20 protein-coding genes and 1 pseudogene are annotated in these 24,296 nt (G+C 50.6%); 10 read left to right on the top strand and 11 right to left on the bottom strand.

Translation table 11 applies throughout. The features are described 5' to 3' along the window. Positions 1–861: an iron/manganese ABC transporter permease subunit SitC gene (gene sitC / locus AC1V0D_RS13650; protein WP_482907728.1), complete on the top strand. Its 861-nt coding sequence runs from the start codon at positions 1–3 to the stop codon at positions 859–861. Beyond that, a complete protein-coding gene (locus AC1V0D_RS13655; RefSeq protein ID WP_058957274.1) occupies positions 861–1,721 on the top strand; it encodes a metal ABC transporter permease in 861 nt (286 codons plus the stop codon). Before sitC ends, AC1V0D_RS13655 begins: the two co-directional genes overlap by 1 nt. Positions 1,722–1,854: 133 nt before the next feature. Here the strand turns inward: AC1V0D_RS13655 and AC1V0D_RS13660 are convergent, their stop codons facing one another. The 5 genes from AC1V0D_RS13660 to AC1V0D_RS13680 all read right to left on the bottom strand — a co-directional run bounded on the left by AC1V0D_RS13660 (position 1,855) and on the right by AC1V0D_RS13680 (position 11,002). Continuing rightward, on the bottom strand, positions 1,855–3,153 hold the full coding sequence (locus tag AC1V0D_RS13660; RefSeq protein ID WP_482907729.1) for a c-type cytochrome: 1,299 nt from the start codon (positions 3,151–3,153) through the stop codon (positions 1,855–1,857). 12 nt (positions 3,154–3,165) lie between these two features. Next, entirely contained in the window at positions 3,166–4,941 is a 1,776-nt protein-coding gene (locus tag AC1V0D_RS13665; RefSeq protein ID WP_482907581.1) for a GMC family oxidoreductase, read from the bottom strand. Continuing rightward, positions 4,938–5,642 (bottom strand): gluconate 2-dehydrogenase subunit 3 family protein, encoded by a 705-nt coding sequence (locus tag AC1V0D_RS13670; RefSeq protein WP_009092780.1) that lies wholly within the window; start codon positions 5,640–5,642, stop codon positions 4,938–4,940. Before AC1V0D_RS13670 ends, AC1V0D_RS13665 begins: the two co-directional genes overlap by 4 nt. Before the next feature lie 404 nt (positions 5,643–6,046). Next, a complete protein-coding gene (locus AC1V0D_RS13675) occupies positions 6,047–10,078 on the bottom strand; it encodes an Ig-like domain-containing protein (RefSeq protein ID WP_482907582.1) in 4,032 nt (1,343 codons plus the stop codon). 498 nt (positions 10,079–10,576) lie between these two features. Then, the gene (locus tag AC1V0D_RS13680; protein WP_482907583.1) at positions 10,577–11,002 is read right to left on the bottom strand and encodes a VOC family protein; all 426 of its coding nucleotides are present in this window, start codon (positions 11,000–11,002) and stop codon (positions 10,577–10,579) included. A 316-nt stretch (positions 11,003–11,318) separates the two neighbouring features. Between AC1V0D_RS13680 and AC1V0D_RS13685 the strand changes: the two genes are divergently transcribed. Beyond that, the gene (locus AC1V0D_RS13685) at positions 11,319–12,569 is read left to right on the top strand and encodes an MFS transporter (RefSeq protein ID WP_482907584.1); all 1,251 of its coding nucleotides are present in this window, start codon (positions 11,319–11,321) and stop codon (positions 12,567–12,569) included. Between the two features lie 181 nt (positions 12,570–12,750). Here AC1V0D_RS13685 and AC1V0D_RS13690 read toward each other — a convergent pair whose 3' ends face one another. Next, positions 12,751–13,014: a hypothetical protein gene (locus tag AC1V0D_RS13690; RefSeq protein ID WP_482907585.1), complete on the bottom strand. Its 264-nt coding sequence runs from the start codon at positions 13,012–13,014 to the stop codon at positions 12,751–12,753. Positions 13,015–13,274: 260 nt separating this feature from the next. Between AC1V0D_RS13690 and AC1V0D_RS13695 the strand changes: the two genes are divergently transcribed. Further along, entirely contained in the window at positions 13,275–13,787 is a 513-nt protein-coding gene (locus tag AC1V0D_RS13695; RefSeq protein WP_140029306.1) for a GNAT family N-acetyltransferase, read from the top strand. Between the two features lie 397 nt (positions 13,788–14,184). On the opposite strand, the gene AC1V0D_RS13700 is transcribed toward AC1V0D_RS13695, so the two are convergent. Then, the gene (locus AC1V0D_RS13700; RefSeq protein WP_482907586.1) at positions 14,185–15,204 is read right to left on the bottom strand and encodes an alpha/beta hydrolase; all 1,020 of its coding nucleotides are present in this window, start codon (positions 15,202–15,204) and stop codon (positions 14,185–14,187) included. A gap of 344 nt (positions 15,205–15,548) precedes the next feature. Here AC1V0D_RS13700 and AC1V0D_RS13705 point away from each other — a divergent pair, with 344 nt between their 5' ends. Then, positions 15,549–16,187: a LysE family transporter gene (locus AC1V0D_RS13705; RefSeq protein WP_482907587.1), complete on the top strand. Its 639-nt coding sequence runs from the start codon at positions 15,549–15,551 to the stop codon at positions 16,185–16,187. Here AC1V0D_RS13705 and AC1V0D_RS13710 read toward each other — a convergent pair. Continuing rightward, positions 16,158–16,976: an AraC family transcriptional regulator gene (locus AC1V0D_RS13710; protein WP_337021663.1), complete on the bottom strand. Its 819-nt coding sequence runs from the start codon at positions 16,974–16,976 to the stop codon at positions 16,158–16,160. The genes AC1V0D_RS13705 and AC1V0D_RS13710 overlap by 30 nt on opposite strands. A 571-nt stretch (positions 16,977–17,547) precedes the next feature. Here AC1V0D_RS13710 and AC1V0D_RS13715 point away from each other — a divergent pair. The 4 genes from AC1V0D_RS13715 to AC1V0D_RS13730 all read left to right on the top strand — a co-directional run bounded on the left by AC1V0D_RS13715 (position 17,548) and on the right by AC1V0D_RS13730 (position 20,366). Beyond that, positions 17,548–17,868 (top strand): transcriptional regulator, encoded by a 321-nt coding sequence (locus tag AC1V0D_RS13715; RefSeq protein WP_046102799.1) that lies wholly within the window; start codon positions 17,548–17,550, stop codon positions 17,866–17,868. A 44-nt stretch (positions 17,869–17,912) separates the two neighbouring features. Beyond that, positions 17,913–19,202, top strand: coding sequence for an arsenic transporter (locus AC1V0D_RS13720; protein WP_140029310.1), 1,290 nt, complete (start codon positions 17,913–17,915; stop codon positions 19,200–19,202). Positions 19,203–19,214: 12 nt separating this feature from the next. After that, complete coding sequence (gene arsC, locus AC1V0D_RS13725) at positions 19,215–19,640, top strand: glutaredoxin-dependent arsenate reductase (protein ID WP_337021662.1); 426 nt, start codon at positions 19,215–19,217, stop codon at positions 19,638–19,640. A gap of 159 nt (positions 19,641–19,799) precedes the next feature. Continuing rightward, positions 19,800–20,366: a GNAT family N-acetyltransferase gene (locus AC1V0D_RS13730; protein ID WP_150029201.1), complete on the top strand. Its 567-nt coding sequence runs from the start codon at positions 19,800–19,802 to the stop codon at positions 20,364–20,366. Positions 20,367–20,473: 107 nt separating this feature from the next. Here AC1V0D_RS13730 and AC1V0D_RS13735 read toward each other — a convergent pair whose 3' ends face one another. Both AC1V0D_RS13735 and AC1V0D_RS13740 read right to left on the bottom strand, forming a co-directional pair. Beyond that, a complete protein-coding gene (locus AC1V0D_RS13735) occupies positions 20,474–20,770 on the bottom strand; it encodes a hypothetical protein (RefSeq protein ID WP_337021660.1) in 297 nt (98 codons plus the stop codon). A 302-nt stretch (positions 20,771–21,072) separates the two neighbouring features. After that, positions 21,073–21,486 carry a hypothetical protein gene (locus AC1V0D_RS13740; RefSeq protein ID WP_482907588.1) on the bottom strand — a complete coding sequence of 138 codons (414 nt, stop codon included), beginning with the start codon at positions 21,484–21,486 and terminating at the stop codon, positions 21,073–21,075. A gap of 572 nt (positions 21,487–22,058) precedes the next feature. Between AC1V0D_RS13740 and AC1V0D_RS13745 the strand changes: the two are divergent. Next, positions 22,059–22,437 (top strand): annotated as a pseudogene (locus AC1V0D_RS13745) (phage virion morphogenesis protein). 8 nt (positions 22,438–22,445) lie between these two features. Here the strand turns inward: AC1V0D_RS13745 and AC1V0D_RS13750 are convergent. Next, positions 22,446–24,197, bottom strand: coding sequence for a hypothetical protein (locus AC1V0D_RS13750; protein WP_482907589.1), 1,752 nt, complete (start codon positions 24,195–24,197; stop codon positions 22,446–22,448). Positions 24,198–24,296: the final 99 nt, after the last annotated feature.

Below are 24,296 nucleotides of genomic sequence, written 5' to 3' on the forward strand. Positions count from 1 at the left end.
ATGGAACTGTTGCTGGAGCCCTTCAGTTACCACTATATGCTCAATGCGATGTGGGTCTCCGCCATGGTCGGCGGACTCTGCGCTTTTCTCTCCTGTTATCTGATGCTGAAAGGCTGGTCGCTGATCGGTGATGCGCTGTCACACTCCATTGTCCCTGGCGTGGCGGGCGCCTATATGCTGGGCCTGCCTTTCGCACTGGGGGCGTTTCTCTCCGGTGGCCTGGCGGCGGGCAGCATGCTGTTGCTGAATCAGCGCACCCGCCTGAAGGAGGATGCGATCATCGGTCTGATCTTCTCCTCCTTTTTTGGTCTTGGCCTGTTTATGGTGTCGCTCAACCCGACAGCGGTAAACATTCAGACCATTGTGCTGGGCAATATTCTGGCCATTGCGCCTGCGGATATCCTGCAGCTCGCGCTGATTGGCGGCATCTCGATCGCGGTTCTGCTGGTTAAATGGAAGGATCTGATGGTGACCTTCTTTGATGAGCAGCACGCCCGGGCGATTGGTCTGCAGCCTGAACGGCTGAAAATCCTTTTCTTTATCCTGCTGGCGGTCTCAACCGTGGCGGCTCTGCAGACGGTCGGCGCGTTTCTGGTGATCTGTCTGGTGGTGACGCCGGGTGCGACGGCCTGGCTGCTGACCGACCGCTTCCCGCGTCTGCTGGTCATTGCAGTGGCGATTGGCAGCCTTACCAGTTTCCTCGGCGCATGGGCGAGTTACTTCCTGGATGGCGCGACGGGCGGCATCATTGTGGTCGCCCAGACGCTGCTCTTTCTGCTGGCATTCATCTTTGCACCGCGACATGGTCTGCTGGCTAACCGGCGTCGTGGCCGGCATCAGGCTAAAAAGGAGGCAGGCTGATGTGGATAGCTGAACCTTTTCAGTTCGCATTTATGAACAATGCGCTGCTCATCGCGCTGGTGGTGTCCATACCCTGTGCGTTGCTGTCGGTGTTTCTGGTGCTGAAAGGCTGGGCGCTGATGGGTGATGCCATGAGTCATGCGGTCTTTCCCGGTATTGTGCTGGCCTGGATGGTGGGGGCACCGCTGGCGGCAGGCGCGTTTGTGGCGGGGCTGTTCTGTGCTGTCGCCAGCGGCTTTTTGCAGGATAACAGTCGTATAAAGCAGGATACGGTGCTGGGGATTGTGTTCTCAGGCATGTTTGCGGTGGGGCTGATTCTTTATGTCGCGGTGAAACCAGAGGTGCATCTCGACCATATTCTGTTCGGGGACATGCTCGGTATTAACAGAGCGGACCTCATTCAGACGCTGATTATCGCCGTGCTTATCGTGCTGGTGATTGTGGTGAAATGGCGTGATTTTATGCTGTTCAGCTTCGACCCGCAGCAGGCACAGGTAAGCGGTCTGCCCGCGCGCTGGCTCCATTACGGCTTACTGTGTATGGTCTCGCTGACCATCGTCGCTACCCTGAAAGCGGTGGGGATTATTCTGTCGATCTCGCTGTTGATTGCGCCCGGCGCGATCGCGATTCTGCTGACCCGGCGCTTTTCACATGCCCTGCTGGTGGCAACCGGGGTATCGGTGCTGGTGTCGCTGAGCGGGGTTTATCTCTCGTTCTTCATCGACAGCGCGCCCGCGCCGACCATTGTGGTGCTGTTTGCCGCGGTATTTATCGTGGCGATGGTCGTGACAGGCCGAAAAACACGGCAGCGCGAGCGTCTTAAAGGTCATCATCACGGCAGCGATGCGGAAACGGGCTGATGCTGAACCGGCTATCATCCGGGCACGAATCTGTTCGGGAGCGTTGTCGGTTGCAGACGGCAGCAGATCAGTGCAGGTGCCTGTAAACAAAAACGTCGCGCCCGGAGGGGACGCGACTTTTTTTTATTGCTGCTTACTGATTCCGGTTTTCAGGGGTGGGCTTTGTCGGTTCGGGCAACTCTTTACGTAGTTTTTCGACCTGTTCCGCTTTCACCGGTGGTGCCTGATTACCCCAGCTATTGCGGACAAACGTCACCAGGTCAGCCACCTCCTGGTCGCTGAGACGCCAGGCAAAATCTGGCATCGCCAGCCCGGTCACCACATCCTTTGTAACCGCCATTTTGCCTCCTCGCAGCACAATGCTGATAACCGACGAAGGGTCATCACTCAGGACCGCAGAGTTACCGGCAAGGGAAGGGAAGGTTTTTGCATACCCCTTGCCATCGAGGCGGTGGCAACCAGAACAGTTATCCATATAGAGTCTGGAACCCGGCATGCTGACATCGCCCCTGATGAGTGCGGCGGTTGTCGCATCTTTGCGGGGTGCAGGAGGCGCTTCAGACGCCGATGAGCCGATTGATTTCAGATAGGTTGCGACCGCATTGAGATCGGACTGGCTCCAGTATTGCGTACTGTGCTCAATCACGTCGGTCATCGAACCAAAAGCAGCCGAGGTGTTGGTGCGACCTGTTCTCAGGAATAGCGCGATATCCTCATTCGACCAGCCGCCCAGTCCCGACTTAACATTCCCAGTCAGATCGGGCGCGTGCCAGCCTTCCAGTGTTCCGCCGGTCAGAAAACTTTTTCCCTGCTGATCCAGCGCTTTTTCCTGAAAAGCAATGCCGCGCGGCGTATGGCAGGTGCCACAGTGACCCAATCCCTGGACAAGGTAGGCACCCCGGTTCCACGCGTCGCTTTTCGTGGTGTCAGGGGCGTAAACCTTATCGTCGTGAAAAACGCTGTTCCATATGGCCAGAGGCCAGCGCATATTCAGCGGCCAGGGAATGTCGCTTTTTATGTTCTGCTGGTGAACGGGTTTCACGCCATGCATCATATAGTCATATAAGGCATGCATATCCTCATCATTGATTCTGGCATAGGCTGTGTAGGGCATCGCCGGATAAAGATGACGTCCATCTTTCGCAATACCCTCGCGTAAGGCTTTGGCAAAATCGTCGTAGGAATAGTCACCGATGCCGGTCTCTTTATCGGGGGTGATATTGGTTGAATAGATCGCGCCAATTGGCGTCGACATCTTCAGTCCCCCGGTAAAACTCGCCCTGCCCGCAATGGAGTGACAGGCAACGCAGTCGCCCGCTGTAGCAATATATTTCCCCTTGCTGATGTTATCCGGCGCAGTCTCTTCCGCAGCAGAGGCGAAGCTAAACAATAAAGTTAAAAAGGGCAGTAACTTTACACAGGTTATCTTCATCATCTTATTCCTTTAAGCCTGAACCATCGGGCCGGGGTTCTTCAGGTAGATCGTTTTTATGGCGTTCGCTGAAAAGAGCGTGGTCGCGCCGACGATTCCGGTTGGGTTATAGGCATGGTTTTGCGGGAAGCAGCTTGCGCCGGCCACGAAAACGTTGGAAACTTCCCAGCACTGAAGATATTTATTCACCACGCTGGTCGCCGGGCTGTCTCCCATGATGGCGCCGCCTGTGGTGTGAGTGGACTGATAAGGGCGAACGTCGTAGTGGGCAGAGAGGGACTTGAACCCCATATCGTAAGAGTCAGGTCCGATCGCTTTGACGATATTTTCCGTTTTGCCCGCCATGAACTGGGTCATCCTGAGTTCATTCTGCTGCCAGTCAAAGGTCATCCTTAACAGCGGCAGTCCGTAACCATCTTTGTAGGTCGGATCGAGGTCTAGGTAGCACTGTTTATAGGGCATGACGGAGGAGCTGACGCCAATGCTCATGTTATGCAGATAGCTGTCACGGATAGCCTTTTTCCAGCCCGTTCCCCATTTGGGCGCGCTCTTCGGCGTGACCGTCTGTTCAATCGGGCGGCCACCGGTCACATGGGCAGAGACGGTGCTGCCGCCGATAAAGCCCGCTCCGGCGTGATCGAAGTTTTCACTGTTGTAATTGTCTATATAGGCCCCTGAGGCACCGGTAGCGGCAAAGTGGTTAAACCACGTCTTTTCATTGAAGAAGAGTTTGGCGCCACCCAGCATCTGATAGGCATAATTCTTTCCAACCACGCCTTCGCCGGTTTCCGGATTGTAGGGTTGGCCAATCTTAGAGAGCAAAAGCAGCCGGACGTTATGGAGCTGGAAGGCACTGAGAATGACAACGGATGCGGGCTGCTCGACTTCACGGCCATTTTCATCGATATAGGTGACGCCGGTGGCCAGTTTGCCCGAACTGTCTTTGTTGACGCGTAACACATGCGATTTACAGCGCAGCTCAAAGTTGTCGTACTGCCTGAGCGCCGGAATAATCGTGGTTTGCGGTGACGCTTTTGAATAGTTGTAGCAGCCAAATTTTTCACAAAAACCGCAATAGTTGCAGACGCCGAGTGCGACACCATAGGGGTTGGTGTAGGCTTCGGTGCATATCGCCGCCGGGCCGGGGAAGGGGTTATATCCCATCTCTTTCGCAGTTTTTTCAAACAGCATGGCGGAGTACTGATAAAGCAGCGGTTTAGTCGGGAAAGGATTCGCACGCTGTGCTTCGAACGGGTTACCGCCGTCAATGCGCTCCCCATTAAGATTTCCGGCCTGGCCTGAAGCCCCGCAGATCCGCTCAAACTTATCGAAATAGGGTTCCATTTCACTGTAGGTGAAAGGGTAATCCTGAAGGGTCATATCCCCCTGAATAAAGCTGGCACCATATTTCTCAGTGACGACCGTTTTCAGTCTGAGATCGGCTTCCAGAGGACGCCACAATAATCCATTCCAGTGAACGCCCGCTCCGCCGACACCATCGCCCGGCAGGAAAGAGCCCATACGGCGATAGGGCAGAGCCGTATCTTTAGGGGTATGCCTGACCGTGACACTCTCTTTTGAAATGTTCTGAAAGAGTTTAAGTCTTACGCCGTAGGTTAACTCATCAACGATGCGCGGATAGGCGAAATCAGGGTAAGTGTCCCGTTGCTCACCCCGTTCAAGCGCGACAATCTTCAGTCCCGTTGACGCCAGTTCCATCGCCATCAGCGAGCCCGCCCAGCCAAAGCCAACAATGACTACATCAACCGGTTCTTTTTTAATCGTCATTTTAATGCACCATACTTACCAGAAATACTGACCGGACCTAAGGGATAAGGTTTGTCCGGATTCTCCATCACCTGAATAAAATCCGCGCGTGCGCCCGGAAAACCGATCAGTTTCCAGGATGCCATGGTCTGATTACCGCCATGTACGGGATCGGCTAAATAGCCCTCTTTGGTGTTTTGTAATAACTGAGAGAAAAAGAGTTTTCCGGAGAGAGCGTCGAGGCTTAATTTGCCGGCATCCAGGTCATGTAAAATGGCTTCCTGTTTGTCTCTGGCTAAATCGGCAAAATTATGCTGGAGATTATCACGGCAATATTTATTCAGGCTGGCGATCCCTCTGCGGTAAATATCGCGCGGCACCAGATTAGTCTGGTAGCCCATTTCCGGAATCGACTCCTGAAACGGGGGGCTCATATACCAGAGGTAGCCATGACCGTAGGGGAGTTCCATCTGTCTGTCGATGTAGACCGGGACACCTTCACTTACCGCACCGGGGCCGAACTCATCCTCAGGGATCAGCAGGTCGGTAGCCGCTAAAATGAACCGCCACTCGTCGTTATTAAAAAATACCGGGACGTAATGAAACGTTTCCCCTTTTTCTTTGGCCGATGCGACCGCGCTGACTGCTGTTGTTCCCGCGACCGCGGCAATGGGAATGAGTGAAAATGTTTTCCGAAGAAATGATCGTCTGGATGACTTCATCTGGCGCTCTTTTAAAATTTATACCGATTCTTCCTGAGCACAGAGATATTCCTTTCTGTACCCGTTTCCTTTGCTCGCCCTTATCTGAAAAAGGACATAATTAATAACGTTGCGTAATTTTTGTTGTGCAATCATCAACTTCAGATTGTGTCTGGGCCTTCCTGGCGGACATAAAAATGAATCCCTGCTGTTTCCATTGATTTTATCCAGTAAAACACCGTTTCGCCTAGTGAAACAGGTGAGTTTTGTTATACACAAGTTTAACAAAGATGTTTTTTTGTTATTAATGTTGTCATTTTGTTGCGGAGGATTGACTGCAGGCGTGATTTTTCACAACACCACCAGCCGCCTGTCAGCAAAAGGCCAGGGCAGTAAATCCACCATGGCCTGCTGGATCAGATCAGTTAAGCGTACAGATTATGCTGAATGAGGAGATCAGCCAGCGAACCCTCATGGCTGGCAGAGGGGGTGTGATATTGATCGTATTGATGGCCTTCAATGTTGCGCTGCCCATCCTCGCTCCAGACACCGCCTTCGGTGGTACTCAGCGTGACCGCATTGCCCTCTGCCTCTTTTATCGTCATCAACTCACGGGTATCGCCAGTCAGCGGTAACCGATCTTTTTGCTCCGGCGTAACGCTGTTGCTGCTGAAGGCATTCAGGTCGATAACCCCGCTATTGCTGACTGACAGCCCGAGCGAGGTAAAGTCCAGCGCCTCGTGCGAGCCATTCGGCATCAGGGTGTCGTGACCGGCAACGCTGTCCAGATGGGTAAGCAGATTTAACAGAGAAGGCGAGGGCGTTTCACCGCTTTGTGTCTCTGGTGTGTCGCTATGGCCATCACTGTTGTGATGAAAGGAAGTGCTATCCATCGCGCGCGCAGGTGCTGGCTGTGGATCGGGCGTATAAAGCTCGACGACGTGCGAAACGTGGTTAACGTTACCTGCCGCATCGCGAATGCTTGCGGTAAGCATATACTCGCCCGGTTCAGCGGTGTGCGTATTCAGCGCCTCAGGCTGAACGGCCCATTTGCCTTTGCTGGTCACGGTGGTTTGCCACTGGTGGTCACCCAGACTGACTGTGACGATATCGCCCGCTTCACCTGTACCAGATATCCGCTGCTGCTGGCTGCCAGCATTAAGATCGATTTTCTCTCCTTCTGTCAGATGGGTAAAAGCGATTCTGGGGGCGCAGGCATCTGCCTGATAGGTCGTGGTTATCGTAGCCGTGTGGCCTGTTGCGTCAGTCGCGGTCACGACAATGTCGTGCTGACCATGACCGAACCCTTTTTTCATTGTCTCCGGCGTCAGGGAGAGGTTCCAGTGACCATCGTCACTGACTTCAGCAAGGCGATGTTTGCCGCCAGTCATCACGGTGACCGTCTGACCACTACCGGTTACGCCAGTTGTGCCAGTCAGCGTCGCGCCCTCTTTTTTCTCTGCACGATTGAGCCAGCCGTCACCAAATGGGGTATCAATGACAGGGGCAGGCTCGCCGGGGTGATCCACCACGGGCGGGGTACTGCCGCCGTCGGTGGGATTATCCGGCACGGACGGCACCGGGTCGCCGCTGTTGTCACTGACCGGTGAAGTCAGGTCGACCGTGACGTAGCCACCCTGTTCAAACCAGTTTCCCGCGCCATCCAGCACGCCAAACGACAGGCTGTTGCCGCCCTGAGAGAGCTCCGACGCGCTGATTTCTGCCCGCCAGCTGCCATCAGGCTGGATCACCGCATAATTCCAGTGAAAGGTATCATCAACCTGTACCGCAAAGGTCTGGAGCGGCAGCGGCGCTTCAAGCGTGCCGCTGATGACGTACCAGGTCTCACCGTCATGCTCTGTCTGATTTGCCTGAGTGATGTCGTTGACCGTCACCTTTGGGTTGCTGCTGTTGTAATGCGTAATCAGCAGCAGATCCTGGCTGAGGCTGGTACTGTTACCATTCTGATCCGTTGCGCTGACGTTAATGAGGTAGTTCCCGTCCTGGATAGTCCTGACGTCGCTGTCAGAGAGCTGAACCTGCCACTTATCCTGATAGACGCTGCCCTGCCAGGTTCTGCCGTCCAGGATCAGTTCAACCGGGGTACCGGAGGGGAGATGGGCAGCCGTACCGGAGAAGATAATGCCGTACATCCCCTCCTGATAACTCACCGCATTGTCGCCGGTGACCGGATCCAGCGTCAGCTGCGGTAACGCATCAGACGCATAGATTTGCACGCCTGCTGAGGCAGAGCGGCTGTTACCCGCTTCATCGGTTGCTTTGGCCACGACAGAGTAACTGCCTTCCTCCATCCCCTGCAGCGTTTCTGCAGGCACCGGGAACTGCCATTGACCGTTCTGATCGACGATGCCACTCCAGTGCAGGGCGCCAAAGGTAACCTCAATCGTGCTGCCCGCCTCACTGCTCCCGGCGATCACCAGCGCGCTGTTGATTTCCTGACTATCGATCACTCCATCCCCGGCCAGCGGATCAATCCTGACAAGCGGATCCTGCATATCGGTAATAAAGGTTGCCTCACTGGTTCCAGACTGGCCCCAGCGATCGGTGGCGGTCACCGTGATGGTATGGTTCCCCTCTGCTAACTCTGCGTCGGCCAGCTGGAGGGCAGAGAGCGAGACTGACCAGTTGCCCAGGCTGTCCACGGTGCCCGCATAGTTAACCCCATCCACGTCAAGGGTGATCTTCTGGCCCGCCCCGGTCACGCCGGTAGAGCCGCTCAGCGTTACGGGCTCAAAGCGCTCACTGGCGTTCATCAGTCCATCGCCAAACGGCGTGTCGATGGTCGGCTGAGGCGGGGTTGCATCAGACGGCGGAACTGACGGCTCGACGGTGATCGCTTTGCTGGCGGTAGTCGTACCGCCAGCGCTGTTTTCAAAGGTGACGCTGATGCGGTTAGATCCGACCGGCAGCGCCTGCAGATCGGCAGCCGGCAGGATGACGCTCCAGCTGCCATCCGCTGCCAGGGTTGTCGTATAGGACTGACCATTCAGCATAATGGTCAGCGTGCTCTCTGCGGCAAGATTTTCTGTGGTGCCGCTGAACGTTTGTGATGTGAGTTTCTCTTCGGCGCTTAATACGCCGTCACCGGTAAAGCTGTTAATGGTTAAAGATGGCGGGGCACTGACGGGCGGAACCGGCGTGCCACCGTCGGCTGGTGGAGTATTGCCGCCATCCGCTGGATTGTCGTCGGTGATCGGCGGAAGGCCACCCCCGCCCTCAACCGGCGTGGTGAGGTCGGCTGTGACATAACCACTCTGTTCAAACCAGTTTCCCGCACCATCCAGCACGCCAAACGACAGGCTGTTGCCACCCTGAGAAAGCTCCGACGCGCTGATTTCCGCCCGCCAGCTGCCATCCGGCTGGATCACCGCATAATTCCAGTGAAAGGTATCATCAACCTGCACCGCAAAGGTTTTGAGCGGCAGCGATGTTTCCAGGGTGCCGCTAAGGAGATACCAGGTGTCTCCGTCATGCTGTACCGCATCCGCCAGCGTGATGTTATTAACGGTGACTTTTGGATTGCTGCCGTTGTAGTGGGTGATCAGCAGCAGATTCTGACTCAGGCTGGTACTGTTACCCTCCGGGTCTGTTGCGCTGACTTTTATTAGGTGGTTGCCGTCCTGGATAGTCCTGACGTCGCTGTCAGAAAGCTGAACCTGCCACTTATCCTGATAGACACTGCCCTGCCAGGTTCTGCCGTTCAGCGTCAGTTCAATCGGAGTGCCGGAGGCAAGGTGCGCGGCGGTGCCGGTGAAGAGAATGCCGTAGATCCCCTCCTGGTAACTCACTGCATTGTCGCCGGTAACGGGATCCAGTGTCAGCGCCGGTAACGGGATAGCGGCAGGGGTTGCCTTCACGTCGTCAGACGCAGCGGGCGCGCTTAAAGTGGAAGTTTCAGAAGTGGACGCCAGCGTTAAGGTGGCGTTTTTTTCGCTGTTGCTAACCCCCGGAGTGACAGTTGCACCGTTTAACGCCGGATCTGTCGGAGCCAGGTAGAGGCTTTCTGTGGTTTCCACCGTTGATAAGGCGGGCTCAGACTCTGCCACAGGCTGGGTCGGGAGGGGCGTTAAGGACTTCGCATGGTCAGAAGAATGCCACTCTGGCGTAAGCGTGGCGACACTCTGCGTATCGGCTGTGACATCCCGGCCAAATCGTGCCTGATGCAGTAAATTTCCCTCCTGAAAACGCAGCGTACTCTGCTGGCCTGCAAAATCAGTGAAGAAGTTCTGATAGCGAAGCGAGTCGCTTTCCTGCAGGTTGAGAATGAGGTCCTGCCCCTGTTTCTGAAAAGAGGAAACCTGAGACGGCGGGCCCTGAAGCGTAATAACCGCGGGTTCATTCAGAACAGAGTGTAATTTGTCTGCAGTAAACTGAGACAGTGTCTGACCGTTTGTCAGCGAAACAACTGTGACGCGGCCCGTGCCTGAAAATGCCATGGAAATCTCCGTATATACCAGGTTGTGAGTAGGCGATGCCTTTAAAATAAAGCGCGACTTTATTTATTTCAGGCACGCAACGCCCAGCGCCCAATAAAGTTATAGAGCCGGACCCGGTACTCAACGGATCAGACATCATCCGCAGCAAGGATAAGGGTTAAAATCAGAGCCAGATTAACTATTCCGTTTGGAAGAGAGAATTTATCTGCTGGCAAGATAAAATAGCACCACTCATTGCAAGAGGTCGGGCGTCGGCTCATTTAAGCTTTATAGACTTTAACGACTTCTCGTCATTAAAAACGTGAACGGTTGACGCTGGGTAGAGATAAACTAATCCCCGTCTGGATGCGTGGCTATTAGGGAAAATCTGGAATTTTCCCGTTTTGCGTTAATGCTTCAGGGTGATTTAAATATTCTTTGAAAAATTAGCCGGAAGCTTTTCATTTCACGGCTGAATTTCCCGGACGTTAAAACCATAAAATCTTATCCGTCCTGTGACTATTCTTCCGCTGCAGGGTTATCTTTTTCAGGAGAATAGTGCTGATAAACGCATGCCAGCTTATGTCCGTCAGGATCGCGCAGATAGGCAACATAGAAATCGGGTCCGTACGCGGTTCGTGTTCCTGGCTCGCCTTCATTCTTTCCTCCCGCAAGGAGGCCAGCGGCATGAAACCGTCTGACAATGTCGGCGTTATCGGCGCTGAAAGCGAACATTGTTCCGTTTCCCGCCGTTGCGGGCTGACCGTCAAAGGGAGGGCAGAGGCAGAAACTGAATCCTTCATCCGGATTATTTCCTTTTCCCCACATTGCCCAGCCTTCTGTCCAGGCAGGCTGCCGTTCATAGCCCAGGACGTCGAACAGAGCGTTATAAAATTCAACGGAGCGCTGAAAGTCATTGGTTCCTGTCGTGATATAAGCCAGCATTTTCTTGCCTCCTGTTACCGGTTGTGAGCAGACCTTTTACCTTTCAGAGTAGCAACCAATAATTTTCCCTGACATGCCAGTTACCGTTTTGGGGTGAGGGCTGCCCTGATATCAGCAGTAATGTCGGCTTTCTGTTATCTGCTTTGCGCATTCCCTTACATTGCTCTCAGATAAAGAGTCTTTCCCTTATAAGATGGCGAATAAAACCTTTCTTTAACATTTGTATTGCACGACATGTGAAATAATTTTATTACTATTTAATCACTTATGCGCTACTACGCGCGGGATGCATTCATAAAACAGAATAAGGAGATTTATGACAACTAAACCCGTCGCAGAGGAGGGCACGGCGGCAGGATTAATCCAGACGCTGAAATCTTTTCCGGCAACAGTTCATGCGCTGCTCTTTTTTATGCTGGTCATCCGCTTCAGCTATTTCATGGCCTGGCCTTTTATCTCCGTGATCATGGCACAGCATTATCATATGTCACCGATTGCGATTGGCGTGGCGATGACCAGCAGCGCACTGTTTTCAGTGGTGCTGGGTATGTATGGCGGGCAGATCTCAGACAGGCTGGGTCGACGCGTCATTCTCCTCATGGGCTGTGGGTTTTCTGCGCTGGGCTATATCATTCTTGCTCAGGCCGCAGGCATCGGGCTGTTTTTCATTGGCCTGATGATCATCGGCATTTCCTTTGCCTGGGTTGACCCTCCTCTGCGTGCACTCATGAGTGATTTGCTGGTGGACCGCCGCCGCCGAGCGCTTGCCCTGCAAATGCGCTACTACCTTATCAACGTCGCCGCGGTATTTGGTCCGCTGACAGGAATTGCGTTCGGGCTTACCTCTCAGAAGGGAACATTCCTGATTACGGGTTTGTCATATATCCCTTTTTTCGTTTACGTTCTGCTATTTGTGCCCGCGGGCAAATTGCTGAAAGCGTCACAGGCTGGCAGTGAGGTTTCGTTAAAACTGCATCAGGTCGTACGTATTATTGCCAGGGACAAAATCTATATTGCCGCGCTGCTGTGCAGCATTTTGTGCAGTATTGTATTCATCCATTACGAAGCCATCCTGCCCCAGTATCTCCTTATACTGGATGGTGACGCCGCCATAAAACTGGTAACTCTGATACTGGTGACGAATGCCTGCACCGTGCTGGTCTTTCAGACGTTTATCATGCGGTTTCTGGCTCCGGTTTCCCTGCCAAAACGCATTCTTCTGGGTGGGTTAATTTTCGCACTTTCGCAAATCTGCTTTTTTTGTACGCGTTCGACGGAGATCTGGCTCTGGCTGATAGTGACCTGTGTGTTCAGTGTCGGAGAAGCGATCCTGATGCCGAACCTGAACATCCTGCTTGATCAACTGGCACCGGCAGCGCATCGGGGGGCTTATCTGGGTGCCTCAATGCTGTCGTCTCTGGGAATTTCTGTCGGGCCGTTAATCGGTGGGGTAATGCTGGCGATGACTGGCGCGGGTGTCTTTATCTGCACGGCTTTGCTTAGCCTGCTGATATGCTCGATTATTTATACTTACAGAGGCAAAATGCTGGCGCGTCTGACGGAGTGATCTCAACAGGCGTCGGCGGCCCGCGCGGTCCCCGGGTTATGCAAAAGCGCAGTGGGGCTGTATCTTCTGATGAGAGTGAAATTACCGGCCACGTTAGGCATCGGGTGAGGTTTTTTATTGCTGACAGGGGCGGTCACAGGCGGGGTGGTGCGGTAAATAAATTCCCCGCCAGAGGTTATTCTTAGTGGAGATTTCCTTTCACTTCGGCACAGGCCGGGGGACGCTGAGAATAGAGGTACTCGTATAAGAGCAGCATTCCTACCGGATTATCATCCAGATTTTCGAAATCCACATGAAGCTTATCCAGAAGATACTTCCTCAGAACGTCCGGAGTCATGTTTTTATGGGCAGCCAGTGCCCGACACAACTGAGTCACGATCTCGCACTTCACTGCGTACGGCACATCAGGATTATAAATTTCCGGAACGGAGTGGGTCTGATTCATTTCGATACCCCCTATAAACGCATGGTCTGACTGAGAGGACAGGGTGCCCGCTGATTTGAGATAAGATATAGCAAGGATAAGACCTGGTGTAAATTGAGAACCGTATTGCGGTTATGCACAGGGATTTGAGTTCGGGCAGGCTGCAGAGGACAGCCTGACAGCAATTTTATGTTAAACCCAACGTACAGAACCTGACATATTCCAAAATGCTCCCGAAGTTCAGGGATTTAAGAGCAAACGTTAAACAGGGGATTTAATTCATGATATTTAACATACGGGATGCAGATCTGACGGATTCAGGAATATTGAATGAGCTCGGCTACAACATTTATCGCTCTCATTTCAGCCACATGTGGATTTCAGAATCCGAAATGAATGTATTTCTAGATGCTGAGTACTCGTATCCTGCGCTTGAAAAAAGTCTGCAAGATCCCAGCACATCGTGGTATCTGGCAGAAGCACATCACCCTATCGGCTTTGCAAAGATCACCTGGGAAAGCTGTATACCAGAGACTTCTATTTCAGGTGTCTTACTTAATAAGCTATATCTGATACCCACAGAGACGGGTAAGAACTACGGAAAGATGATGTTTGAAAGATTCATAGCGATTGCGCAAAACCGTGGAAAAAAGTACCTGTGGTTGGAAGTACTTGAGCAGAATGAGCGAGCTTACAGATTCTATGAAAAACAGGGGATGCTACATGTCAAAGACACAGTTCTCAGCACAGCTTCCCAACAGAGCACGCTAAAGATAATGGGGATGCCTATCTGAGTTCGCAGCCGGGTTGTGATCTTTCAATGTGGTGGTAATAATCTGACGTCGAGTTTATGACGTTCGCTTTTCACTCATAGCGGACCTTCAACCTATAAGAATGCCATTTTGTGCCAGAAGCGGACTTCTTAATATATTTCTTAAGCGAGATTCTTCGAGTAGCCGCTAACGCGCATGTGTGCTCGCATTTATTCCTTTGAACCAGCGCGGTAACAGTTACAGTTGGGGTATTTCCAGAGCGTTAACTGCATGCACGACCTCAAAGCCAGAGTATGCGTTTATTCAGTTTGCACAGAGACGAGTCACAAGGCGCAGATGCCTGACTGCATTGATACCTGAGAAATCAGCCGGCGCTGGCCGACTGATTTGCCCTTTTACAACGCATGAATCACGTCGTTTATTTAAGATGTTCCTTCAGCTCTGCTGACGCCTGGCTAATCGCCGTTCGCACCGTTGGCTCTTTACTCAGGGCATTCAGCAAACCAAAGTCATGGATCATGCCGTTATAGTGCGTGACGGTTACCGGCACACCAGCAGCATCCAGTTTTCGGCCAAATGCTTCCCCTTCATCACGCAGTACATCCAGCTCGGCAGTCTGAATCAGCGTTGGCGGTAACCCCGCCAGCTCGGCTTTGGTTGCGCGCAGCGGCGAGGCCAGAATGTTACTCCTTTCCTTTTCTGAGGTGGTGTAGTTGTCCCAGAACCACTTCATCATGTTTCGCGTCAGAAAATAGCCATTGGCAAATTGCTTATAAGAGGCATCATCGAAATGGGCATCGGTAACAGGCCACAGCATCACGTCATAGCGTATTGCCGGTGTTTTATGTTGTTTAGCCTGTAACGCGACGGCAGCAACCATGTTTCCGCCCACGCTGTTCCCCACCAGTGCCAGACGCTTACCGTCCACGCCAATTTCACTGCCATATTCGGCCACCCATTTTGTTGCCTCATAAGCCTGGGTAATCGCAACCGGATAACGGGCTTCAGGTGAAGGTGTGTAGTTCACAAATACCGCCGCAGCACCGGACTCATTAACGAGATCGCGAACCAGACGCTCGTGTGTAGGAAAGTCACCCAGTACCCAGCCACCGCCGTGGAAAAACATGAACACCGGTAACTCGCCAGAGGCACTGGCAGGTTTCACTATCGTCAGCGTCAGCGGTTTGCCCATTACCGTGATGGTTTTTTCAGCGATCCGGGCGGGCGGCAGTGGGGCACCTTTCTGCGCTCCGGTCAGTACTGCGCGGGCCTCTTTAGGGGATAAGGTCTCCATGGGCTTTCCGCCACTGCTGTTCAGTGCGTTGAGGAACGTCGCCACGCCAGCGGTAGGTTGCGGCACGTTTTCAGCAGAATCAGCCCAGGCTGACGTCATCTGACTGGCTAACAATAAAGCACCTGCGGTAATTTTCACTTTCATGACGGCTTTCCTTATGCTTGCTATTAAGTAGTGTGCTATTTAGTTTGATTACACTGACATCAAATGGCCTTGTTGTAAACTATTAAATAGCGAGCGATGTAAGTGGCGATGTTATCGAGACAGAAGGAACACTTCGGACTGATTCCCGTCCGGACAAGACAGGAGAGTGGGGCGACCAGACGTGCGAACCGATTAAACATTACGGCTCAGCTATGTCGTTGATGAAGGATACGATGTGTCCTTCGATCTGACTCTTCGCGCAATTTCTTCCAATACGAATTACCGATCGGCTGCTTAACTGGTCGGGTAAACGGGGATGTTAAGACGATTAGAGGCTTTACAATATGATCGAGTTTTCGAATGGCTTCTTACTGAGCCTTTCATTGTGTCTTGATATCGGGATTGCCAATATTGTGATGATCACCCTTGCCATGCAACGCGGATATTTTCATGGTTTCTGGCTGGGAATGGGAACGTGTGTGGGTGATCTGGCATATGCACTACTGGCGCTGGCGGGCATGGCCGTACTGCTTCAGTATGAAGTCGTTCGCTGGATACTGTGGATCGGGGGTGGCGCGATGCTTCTCTGGTTCGCAGGCAAAATGCTGATAGCCGCTTTCAGAAACGCTTCGGAGCCTGACGTGAGCGAAACGCATCACTCCCGCCCGCTCATACGTGAATTCGGGCGCGGTGTTGTGCTCGCCATGTCGTCTCCCTCGGCTATTCTCTGGTTTGCGACCGTGGGCGGTGCGCTGATCTCCCGGATGGGTCCGCACAATGTTGCCGCTACCTCCTGGTTTCTGGGAAGATTTTTCATCGCGGGCATGTTCTGGACGTGTGTCCTGTGCCTGGTTGGAAGTTTTGGCGGCAAACTGCTGGGTCAATGCCTGCTTAAATATTCCTTTATCGCCTCGGCGATCATATTCAGCTATTTTGCGCTTTACGTGATTGTCTCAGGGTACCGGGAATTTATTGTGGCCTGATCTCACCTGCAAAGCATAGTGATGGGGGGTAATTCCCATCACTTTGCGAAATGCATTAATGAAATGACTCTGATCGTAAAATCCCAGCCTGAGAGCTGCATCAAGCGGATGCACATTTCTGCGAAGCAGGTCGCGGGCATGGTGCAGACGAAGCTGCATGTGATATTGCAGAGGCGGCATACCTGTGTGCCGGGTGAAGGCGCGAACGAGATGATATTTACTCATACCTGCCAGCTGAGCGAGCATCTCCAGCTGCGGTCTTACGCTAAGGTTCTCCCGCAGGCAGGCAATAACAAGGTTGATTTTCTGCTCATCCCCCTGCTGAAGTAGAGCTGGCGACTCAAGCAGCTCACCACAAAGTAAAATCAGTTCCTGCTCCTCATCCATGCCCCGATCAAGCCGGGCCGATGATGCAAAACGGGTCAGCGCGTCAAACAGGCGGGTGTTATTGATTATGCCTTCGCGCAGAACCGGGGCTTGGTGAGCGCTATTGAGATTCTCCTCCTCTGCCAGCTTTTTTATCAGAGCCTGAGGTATGTGTACGCTGATAAATTCAACTGCGTGAGTATCAAAACGTGAAGCCTGAATCGTTCCCGGATTGTATAAGGTAACCTGCCCGCTTTTGACATAAGCGGTTTTTCCCGCCAGCCAGATTTCCTCTACCCCCGTCAGGTTTGCACTGATGACATATTCATCGTGGAGATGTTTCGGAAAGCCAGAGTTACGGGCTCTGACCCGTGAACACTCTATGCCATTCCGGCTAAACCACTCTGCGGATTCTAATGACAATGCTTTTGGCCTTATTCAGCATTCATGAATAGTTATTGATAAAACCATTTACTGAGTGCCTTATCAATAGATGTAATTCCTTCAGGCACGGTCCACTGGTGTCAGGAGATTGCCAGCTCTGGACGACTGCCCAGGATTAGATACGTCTGTCGATAGTCAGTTCGGGATGGGGGAATGTTTAATGCATCGACGATGCGGTCATGCCATGAAGAAGGTCTCATTCGTTCTTTTTCCTCGAACTTTTGCCATGCTTTAACCATCTGACCAGACTGCGCACCCCGGTAACGTTGAGTTGCGATTCCGGCGCATCATCAGGCAGGGGTAAATCAGAGGGATTCAGGATTTCCACCATCGCGCCCATGCCGTCAGCAGACGACCGGCTTACTCTGCGGCATAGCTGAGCCATAAAAGATCAGGATTGATGGTGGCTCCCGCTTCAGCAATGCGCTGATCAAAGCATTCAGTGTTCAGGGCTGAAAATTGTTCCATTTTCTTCTGCGAAGGAATTGGGTGATTTTAAACTCAATACATATGAACTAACATATATGTTTTCGAAGGCGCGGAGTGGAAAATGCTACAGCCTGTTCAGCTTTTTAAAATCCTGTCGGATGAAACACGGCTCGCCATCGTGATGCTTCTGCGGGAATCCGGAGAACTGTGTGTATGCGATATCTGTGCAGCCACGTCCGAATCACAGCCCAAAATATCGCGCCATATGGCGCTTCTTCGCGAGGCGAAGCTTGTGCTTGATCGTCGTGAAGGTAAGTGGGTCCACTATCGTCTGTCACCGCATATACCGGCGTGGGCCGCTGAGACAATCACGACGTCCTGGCAGTGCCTGCGGGAAGAGGTGCGAGAATGGCTGGCAAAATCGGCCTGCACCTCCTGCTGAGGCTGGAAAACATATTCACGTAATCATATGTAATGGAGTCTGAAATGTTACTGGCTGGAGGGATATTTTTACTGACGCTGATACTGGTGATCTGGCAACCCAGAGGGCTGAGTATTGGCTGGAGCGCAAGTATCGGAGCTGCGCTGGCGCTCGGAACCGGCGTCATCCATATCGCTGATATTCCCGTTGTCTGGAATATCGTCTGGAATGCGACAGCGGCTTTCATTGCAGTCATCATCATCAGCCTGCTGCTCGATGAATCCGGCTTCTTTGAATGGGCCGCTCTGCATGTCTCCCGCTGGGGTAACGGACGTGGCCGCCTTTTATTTACCTGGATAGTCCTGCTGGGTGCCGCTGTTGCTGCATTATTTGCCAATGACGGTGCCGCGCTGATCCTGACGCCAATTGTCATTGCGATGCTGCTCGCGCTGGGATTCAGCCAGGGCACAACACTGGCCTTTATCATGGCGGCAGGATTTATTGCAGATACGGCCAGTCTGCCGCTCATTGTTTCTAACCTGGTCAATATCGTCTCGGCAGACTTCTTTGACCTGGGCTTTACGCAGTACGCCTCCGTGATGGTGCCCGTGAATCTGGCAGCGATTGTGGCCACGCTGGTCATGCTGCATCTCTTCTTCCGCAGGGATATTCCGGCGACCTATGACGTTTCGCTGCTGAAGACGCCAGCCAGTGCGATAAAAGATCTGGCAACCTTCAGGGCGGGCTGGATCGTCCTGTTATTGTTGCTTGTCGGTTTCTTTGTTCTGGAACCGCTGGGCATCCCGGTCAGTGCGATAGCAGCGGCTGGCGCAGCAGTGCTGTTTGTGGTGGCGAAAAGAGGCCATGCCATTAACACCGGGAAAGTCCTGCGCGGTGCACCCTGGCAGATCGTTATTTTCTCGCTTGGGATGTATCTGGTCGTCTATGGCCTGCGCAATGCAGGGCTTACGGAGACCCTGTCTGGCGTGCTGGATCTGCTGGCAGACAAGGGTTTATGGACAGCGGCGTTCGGTACCGGCTTCCTGACGGCGTTTCTCTCATCAGTGATGAACAATATGCCGACAGTTCTGATTGGCGCGCTGTCGATTGACAGCAGTACGGCGACCGGTGTCGTCAAAGAGGCAATGATTTATGCCAACGTGATTGGCTGCGATTTAGGGCCGAAAATCACCCCGATTGGCAGTCTGGCTACCCTGCTGTGGCTGCACGTGCTTGCCCGGAAAAATATCACGATTACCTGGGGATATTACGTGCGAACCGGCATTGTCATGACTGTGCCCGTCCTGTTTGTCACTCTGGCGGCGCTGGCGTGGCGGCTCTCTGTCACTTTGTAATGAGATACTGATATGAGCAACATAACCATCTATCACAATCCGGCCTGTGGCACCTCACGCAACACGCTGGAAATGATCCGCAACAGCGGTAACGAACCTGCAATAATTTATTATCTCGACACGCCCCCGACCCGTGATGAGCTTATCAAACTTATTGCAGATATGAGGATTACGGTGCGCGCCTTGCTGCGTAAAAACGTTGAGCCTTATGAACGCCTGGGTCTTGATGAAGAGACATTCAGTGATGAGCAGTTGATTGATTTCATGCATCAATATCCGATTCTGATTAATCGACCGATAGTGGTTTCGCCGCTGGGCACTCGTCTTTGCCGCCCTTCAGAGATCGTGCTGGATATTCTGCCGGAAAGTCAGAAAGGCGCGTTTACAAAAGAGGATGGCGAGAAGGTTACTGACGAAACGGGGAAGCGGGTAAAGTAATCCGTCCATTTCAGGTGAACGGACGCCTGGTAACGCTATAGGGCGTCCGCTTTTCGCTCAAGGCTAAGTTCATTTATATATGGGGCCAAAGAGTCAAGGGCTGTGGTTGGGCTAAACCCCGGCTCGACTATGACATTTTTTCAGTGACAGGGAGTAAACATGGAAGTAACAGTAGAAATATGCCCGCCAGATGAATGGGAATCCATGGTGAAAATTTTTACCGAGATGGAAGAGCACTACTATGGTAGGGGCATTATTCAGGAAGCACTGTTGAAGCATTATCTCAGTAACCGACTCTTCAGTCCGCTCTCCGCTACGCTGGTGCTCAGGGCGCGTCGCAATGCTGAAATCACTGGGCTGGCGTGTTGCACTATTCTCTATCCCTCGCCGAGGTACAGTGGCGAAATGCACATTAAAGAGCTCTATGTCTCCCGGCGTGAGAGAGGTAAGGGTACAGGTAAATCCCTCATGTGTTTTATGGCGAAACTCGCTCTGAAGCATGAGTGTCGTAGCCTCAGCTGGAATGCCGAGAAATCAAACGCTGAAGCAAACGGTTTTTATCAGTCATTAGGGGGCAAAATAAATAGCGATATCGTGAATTATTATCTTCATGGTCACCTCCTCAGTGAACTGGCTTCCGGCAGTCCGGCACTGTCTGGCGACTCTGCCGGTCAGGCTGTCGCACCGATTTGGCCTGCGAGCAGGGCAGAGGGAACTGCGGAATAGTGATGTCGGGTCAGGAGTGCCAGAAACGGGCCAGTCACCTGCTCTCTGCCTGAGTAAGCATTCACGGCCAGGGGCGTGTATGTATGCTGGCTGAGAAAATCGCGAAGTCAGAAAAGGGCTTCTTTAATGCTGATTTCCTCTACCCGGAGGATTGAGGACATGTCGAAACCTTTCATGTCAGACCTGAAGGCCTCGCTGGTCATATACTCCTGATTTATAGCCTGCATGTCAGCTCCCTCCTGATAGGTCACGGTGGCAATGACCTGACACTCATCACTCAGATAGACATGATTGACATATATATTAAAAGCGGGAAGAGAAATCATATGCCGGGGCCAGTGTGTACGGAAATAAATTTCTGCTGACTGTCTGTCTTTGAGTGTGTAAATCCTGACCTGTTTCATCTCATCCATCCTGTTGTGTTAGTTTTCATTAAAACGACCCGCAAAGCATACTCACTTTATTTTTTGGTAAATTAGCAAAAGACCACTTTTCGCCAGGATATGACATTTATAGCGAGGATTTTTTTATAATCGCGGATGACGTTTCTTCGCTGAGCACTTCTGAAATAACACTCAGTACGAATTTAAGATGCTGACAAGGCCGGCGTAAATGATGGAGTGAGGCGAAGGGGCCGAAGGCAGAATGTTTTATCTGATGCACATCAGTGCAGACACCTCTGCAAGGTGTCTGCACTTTTCAGAGGTTATGCGTCGCCATCTCCGCAACCCACACCCAGTGACGGATCGTCACAGCTTTTGTTAATTTCCAGATGGTGATGCCAGGCGGCCAGTTTTACCGCGCTTGCATCAACAGAAGCCCCCGGTTTTTTTACAGACACGCTTCCGGCTGAAGCTGAATCAGGGGTTATCTGAGAAGGCTGCTCTTTGGCAAACGAAGCGCCCTGTAAACCGGCCATGACGACTGCTGCTAAAGCTGTCGTTTTAAGCGCGTTTTTAATCACAGATGCCGACATAATAAATCCTCTTAGCTTGAGTAATGGAACGCTGTCAGCTCTGAGTTGAGCACAGCGCATGGGAAAAACAATCATAAATCTGAGCGCAGAACACGCGATATAAGCCATAGCAGGCAGGAGCCGGTTAATAAGCATGTCTGCCATGAAATTTTATTAAGTCACTTACAGTGTATGGTTATTCAGATTATATGACTGGCGCGGCGCGGTCAGGGTCATCACTGACAAAGCGGGCACCTTCCTTTTTCAGAATAATCCTGAACGCATTAACAAAACCGGAAACGCATTGCGTAAAGCAGGTATTAAGTCGTTGTAACTTAAACTACCGTAAGTCACGTCTGGAAATATACTCACAAAATCTGATTTTGATGTTTCATTCGTTTTTATAGCGTGTAGCGTTATTTCCAGGTGTTACATAAAACATAATCATGATACTTAAATGACAGCCAGCGACTAAATCAGCGGTAAAAAATAAAGTCTCATATCAATAACCTGATAATAATTAGCTACTTAATATTTAACAAGCATAGCATTCACTCAGTGAATTTTTTGTCATCATGTACAAAATCGAATAAAACTATTTTATTATTATGCCGTGCCGTCATGAAAAAATGTTGGGCATACTTTCAAACCTTTTCCACACGGCTTGTCGACTGAAATAGCACTAACGAAAAGGTGTCTCTTTGGCTGTCGAAGCTGGAACCAGCGGCCCCACTTAAATGTTGCGCGAGGTGGCATGCGCCGTGCGCCGGATTCAGCAGGCAAACATCATCGCGCAGAGTTTACCGGACGGCACCGCATGGGAGCTGCGCCGCGTAACAGCCCGCAGCAAAAAGGAGCGTATCGGTTGGGGAGATGTGCGCGAAGCTAAAAATGGCAAACTATTTTAAAATTCAGGTAACAATTAATCACTCAGAAGTTAGTTTTAAAGGCAATTTGCAACGGATTGTAAAAATTCATCGTTTTGTCTTGGAAGAAAAAATAACTAGCCGTAGTAAAATTGAAGTGAAAGTGCGCCAATTGATTGGGTTAAATCATAAAGTCACTAACTCAATCAATAGCGCTCTTATAGCTTGGTTGTCATGCCAGAGAACATAGCATGATGGTTAGTGAGAAAATATTAAACTCAGGATGTTATTGCTATCAAAAGTCAAATTATTTTTAGAGAGTTTTTTGGCTCTCATCTTATATTCCATTTGAACATATTTAAAGCCTTGAGGCACGGAAAGAATTTGAATTGGATTCGATGCAAGTTTTATGAGCAGGTTAAAAACCGTGTCAAGATAGTCATGAGTGTGTTCGACCAGTATACCAGTTCTAGGTGGGGTATTTCCTGTATGGACAATTATATTTCTTGTTCTATAGATTCTTTTTATCTGCCATTCAATCCGTTTTGCGTGATTCTCTAAGGCTTTGATTATTTTTTCAGGTGAGGATGTGAGATCTTGAATATGGTCAAATCTGTCAATCAATAAAGGAAAGCTATTAAGCTTTTGACGAAAGTCAATTAAAGCCGCTTGGTGTTCTTCTGAGAAAAAAATCAAACATAGCGACTTTGTATAACTATCATTTCCGGTTAATTTAAGAAGGTTGGTTGTGCTTTGGTAGTTCCAGCGAAGGAGATCCTTGATAAGATTGTTTATAAGTCCATCAATATAGCCATGATTTAGAAATGGAATCATCGAATCGACTATATGCTGAATTGTGTTGGTTTTTTCATCTTTAGAGTCATCAGGCACTAGTGATTCTAAGGCTATCCAAAGATTTAATATCTGATTTTCAACATCTTTAGTTCTTAAAGCCATTGAATGCAATTGTGCACTTCGTATGAATTTGGAAAAGGAATCTTTTTTCATGTTAAAGTTAGAGATAAAGTCTTGAATTCTTTTATTTGCTGCTTCTGGAACTAAATCTTTACAACGATGCATAGGATTGATGTTGGCCCTGATAATGTAAGTTTGTGTTTCAGAGGCGACAATATTTTCACTCGACCAAGTGGCTTCTTGCTTATGATGATAGAGTGACATAAGAGTTGATGAAAACTTAAGTCCTCCTTCGGCAATTTTTCTAGCCGCGTAAGGGTCAAACGCTTTTACTTTCCTAGCTACCAGAATAAATCGCTGATTGTTAGTTTTGAAAAACTTCTCATCTGCTAAGTTAGTTGGGGCTGTGTCTAGTATTTCAATGTCGAATCTTTCAAAGTATTGCAAGGCATGTTTTAATGAATTGTCGACAATAAAATAAACATCATATTCAGTTGGTTCTTGAGGTATAGAACCTAAGAAATTATTGATATCTTCGTTTGATGTGACATTTTTTGATTTTGAACGAAAGTTTTGTTTAATCTGATCTCTTATGAAATCCTGACTAATTCCTCTTGAAATCAAATGAGTGACAGTGAGTCTGGTTAACTTTCGGATATTTTTAGTATCGTATCCTGTGGTTATTGCTTCTTTTAGTCCCTTAAACAAAGCCTGCTCATAAAGACGTGTGTTTAATTGTATTTTTAGCAATTCAAGAGTGACTTCTAAGTCTCTTAGGTTCAATGATTGCTGATTTAGCTCACTTAGAATTGAGCCTAAAGGGGACGTTAAAAGACTCTGCGCGACGTCATCGTCTCTCAGACTGTAAGTAAGCTCATCTATTATATGGTTTATATGAGCTGGATTTATGCTTCCTTTCTCTATATCCCGTATTGCACTCAACGCTTCATTGCATAATCCGGGCGTGTTCATTATCGAGGGTTTATAGGTGCTATGACTATAATCGAAAAGTAACTCCTCCATCAGTTGCGTAAAAAACATCAAAGCTCTGCAATTTTCTAGAGATGTCCAATTAGTGTGGTGAGTCTGTTTCATCAATTCATCCTTGCAAAAGAGAAAGAAAACCTAATGTATGGAAATGCTCTTGTATCATCAATCAAACAATGTGTAAGCATTTTCTTTCATGTTCCTTAA

Source organism: Pantoea sp. PA1, from assembly GCF_056856975.1.

Excerpts from the sequence above, each read along its gene's own strand:
- AC1V0D_RS13680 (WP_482907583.1), bottom strand. The coding sequence starts at position 11,002 with ATGCTGGCTTATATCACGACAGGAACCAATGACTTTCAGCGCTCCGTT.
- AC1V0D_RS13670 (WP_009092780.1), bottom strand. The coding sequence starts at position 5,642 with ATGAAGTCATCCAGACGATCATTTCTTCGGAAAACATTTTCACTCATT.
- AC1V0D_RS13750 (WP_482907589.1), bottom strand. The coding sequence starts at position 24,197 with ATGAAACAGACTCACCACACTAATTGGACATCTCTAGAAAATTGCAGA.
- AC1V0D_RS13720 (WP_140029310.1), top strand. The coding sequence starts at position 17,913 with ATGTTACTGGCTGGAGGGATATTTTTACTGACGCTGATACTGGTGATC.
- sitC (WP_482907728.1), top strand. The coding sequence starts at position 1 with ATGGAACTGTTGCTGGAGCCCTTCAGTTACCACTATATGCTCAATGCG.
- AC1V0D_RS13665 (WP_482907581.1), bottom strand. The coding sequence starts at position 4,941 with ATGACGATTAAAAAAGAACCGGTTGATGTAGTCATTGTTGGCTTTGGC.
- AC1V0D_RS13655 (WP_058957274.1), top strand. The coding sequence starts at position 861 with ATGTGGATAGCTGAACCTTTTCAGTTCGCATTTATGAACAATGCGCTG.
- AC1V0D_RS13695 (WP_140029306.1), top strand. The coding sequence starts at position 13,275 with ATGATATTTAACATACGGGATGCAGATCTGACGGATTCAGGAATATTG.
- AC1V0D_RS13735 (WP_337021660.1), bottom strand. The coding sequence starts at position 20,770 with ATGAAACAGGTCAGGATTTACACACTCAAAGACAGACAGTCAGCAGAA.
- AC1V0D_RS13740 (WP_482907588.1), bottom strand. The coding sequence starts at position 21,486 with ATGGCAGACATGCTTATTAACCGGCTCCTGCCTGCTATGGCTTATATC.
- AC1V0D_RS13675 (WP_482907582.1), bottom strand. The coding sequence starts at position 10,078 with ATGGCATTTTCAGGCACGGGCCGCGTCACAGTTGTTTCGCTGACAAAC.
- arsC (WP_337021662.1), top strand. The coding sequence starts at position 19,215 with ATGAGCAACATAACCATCTATCACAATCCGGCCTGTGGCACCTCACGC.
- AC1V0D_RS13705 (WP_482907587.1), top strand. The coding sequence starts at position 15,549 with ATGATCGAGTTTTCGAATGGCTTCTTACTGAGCCTTTCATTGTGTCTT.
- AC1V0D_RS13685 (WP_482907584.1), top strand. The coding sequence starts at position 11,319 with ATGACAACTAAACCCGTCGCAGAGGAGGGCACGGCGGCAGGATTAATC.
- AC1V0D_RS13660 (WP_482907729.1), bottom strand. The coding sequence starts at position 3,153 with ATGAAGATAACCTGTGTAAAGTTACTGCCCTTTTTAACTTTATTGTTT.
- AC1V0D_RS13730 (WP_150029201.1), top strand. The coding sequence starts at position 19,800 with ATGGAAGTAACAGTAGAAATATGCCCGCCAGATGAATGGGAATCCATG.
- AC1V0D_RS13715 (WP_046102799.1), top strand. The coding sequence starts at position 17,548 with ATGCTACAGCCTGTTCAGCTTTTTAAAATCCTGTCGGATGAAACACGG.
- AC1V0D_RS13700 (WP_482907586.1), bottom strand. The coding sequence starts at position 15,204 with ATGAAAGTGAAAATTACCGCAGGTGCTTTATTGTTAGCCAGTCAGATG.
- AC1V0D_RS13690 (WP_482907585.1), bottom strand. The coding sequence starts at position 13,014 with ATGAATCAGACCCACTCCGTTCCGGAAATTTATAATCCTGATGTGCCG.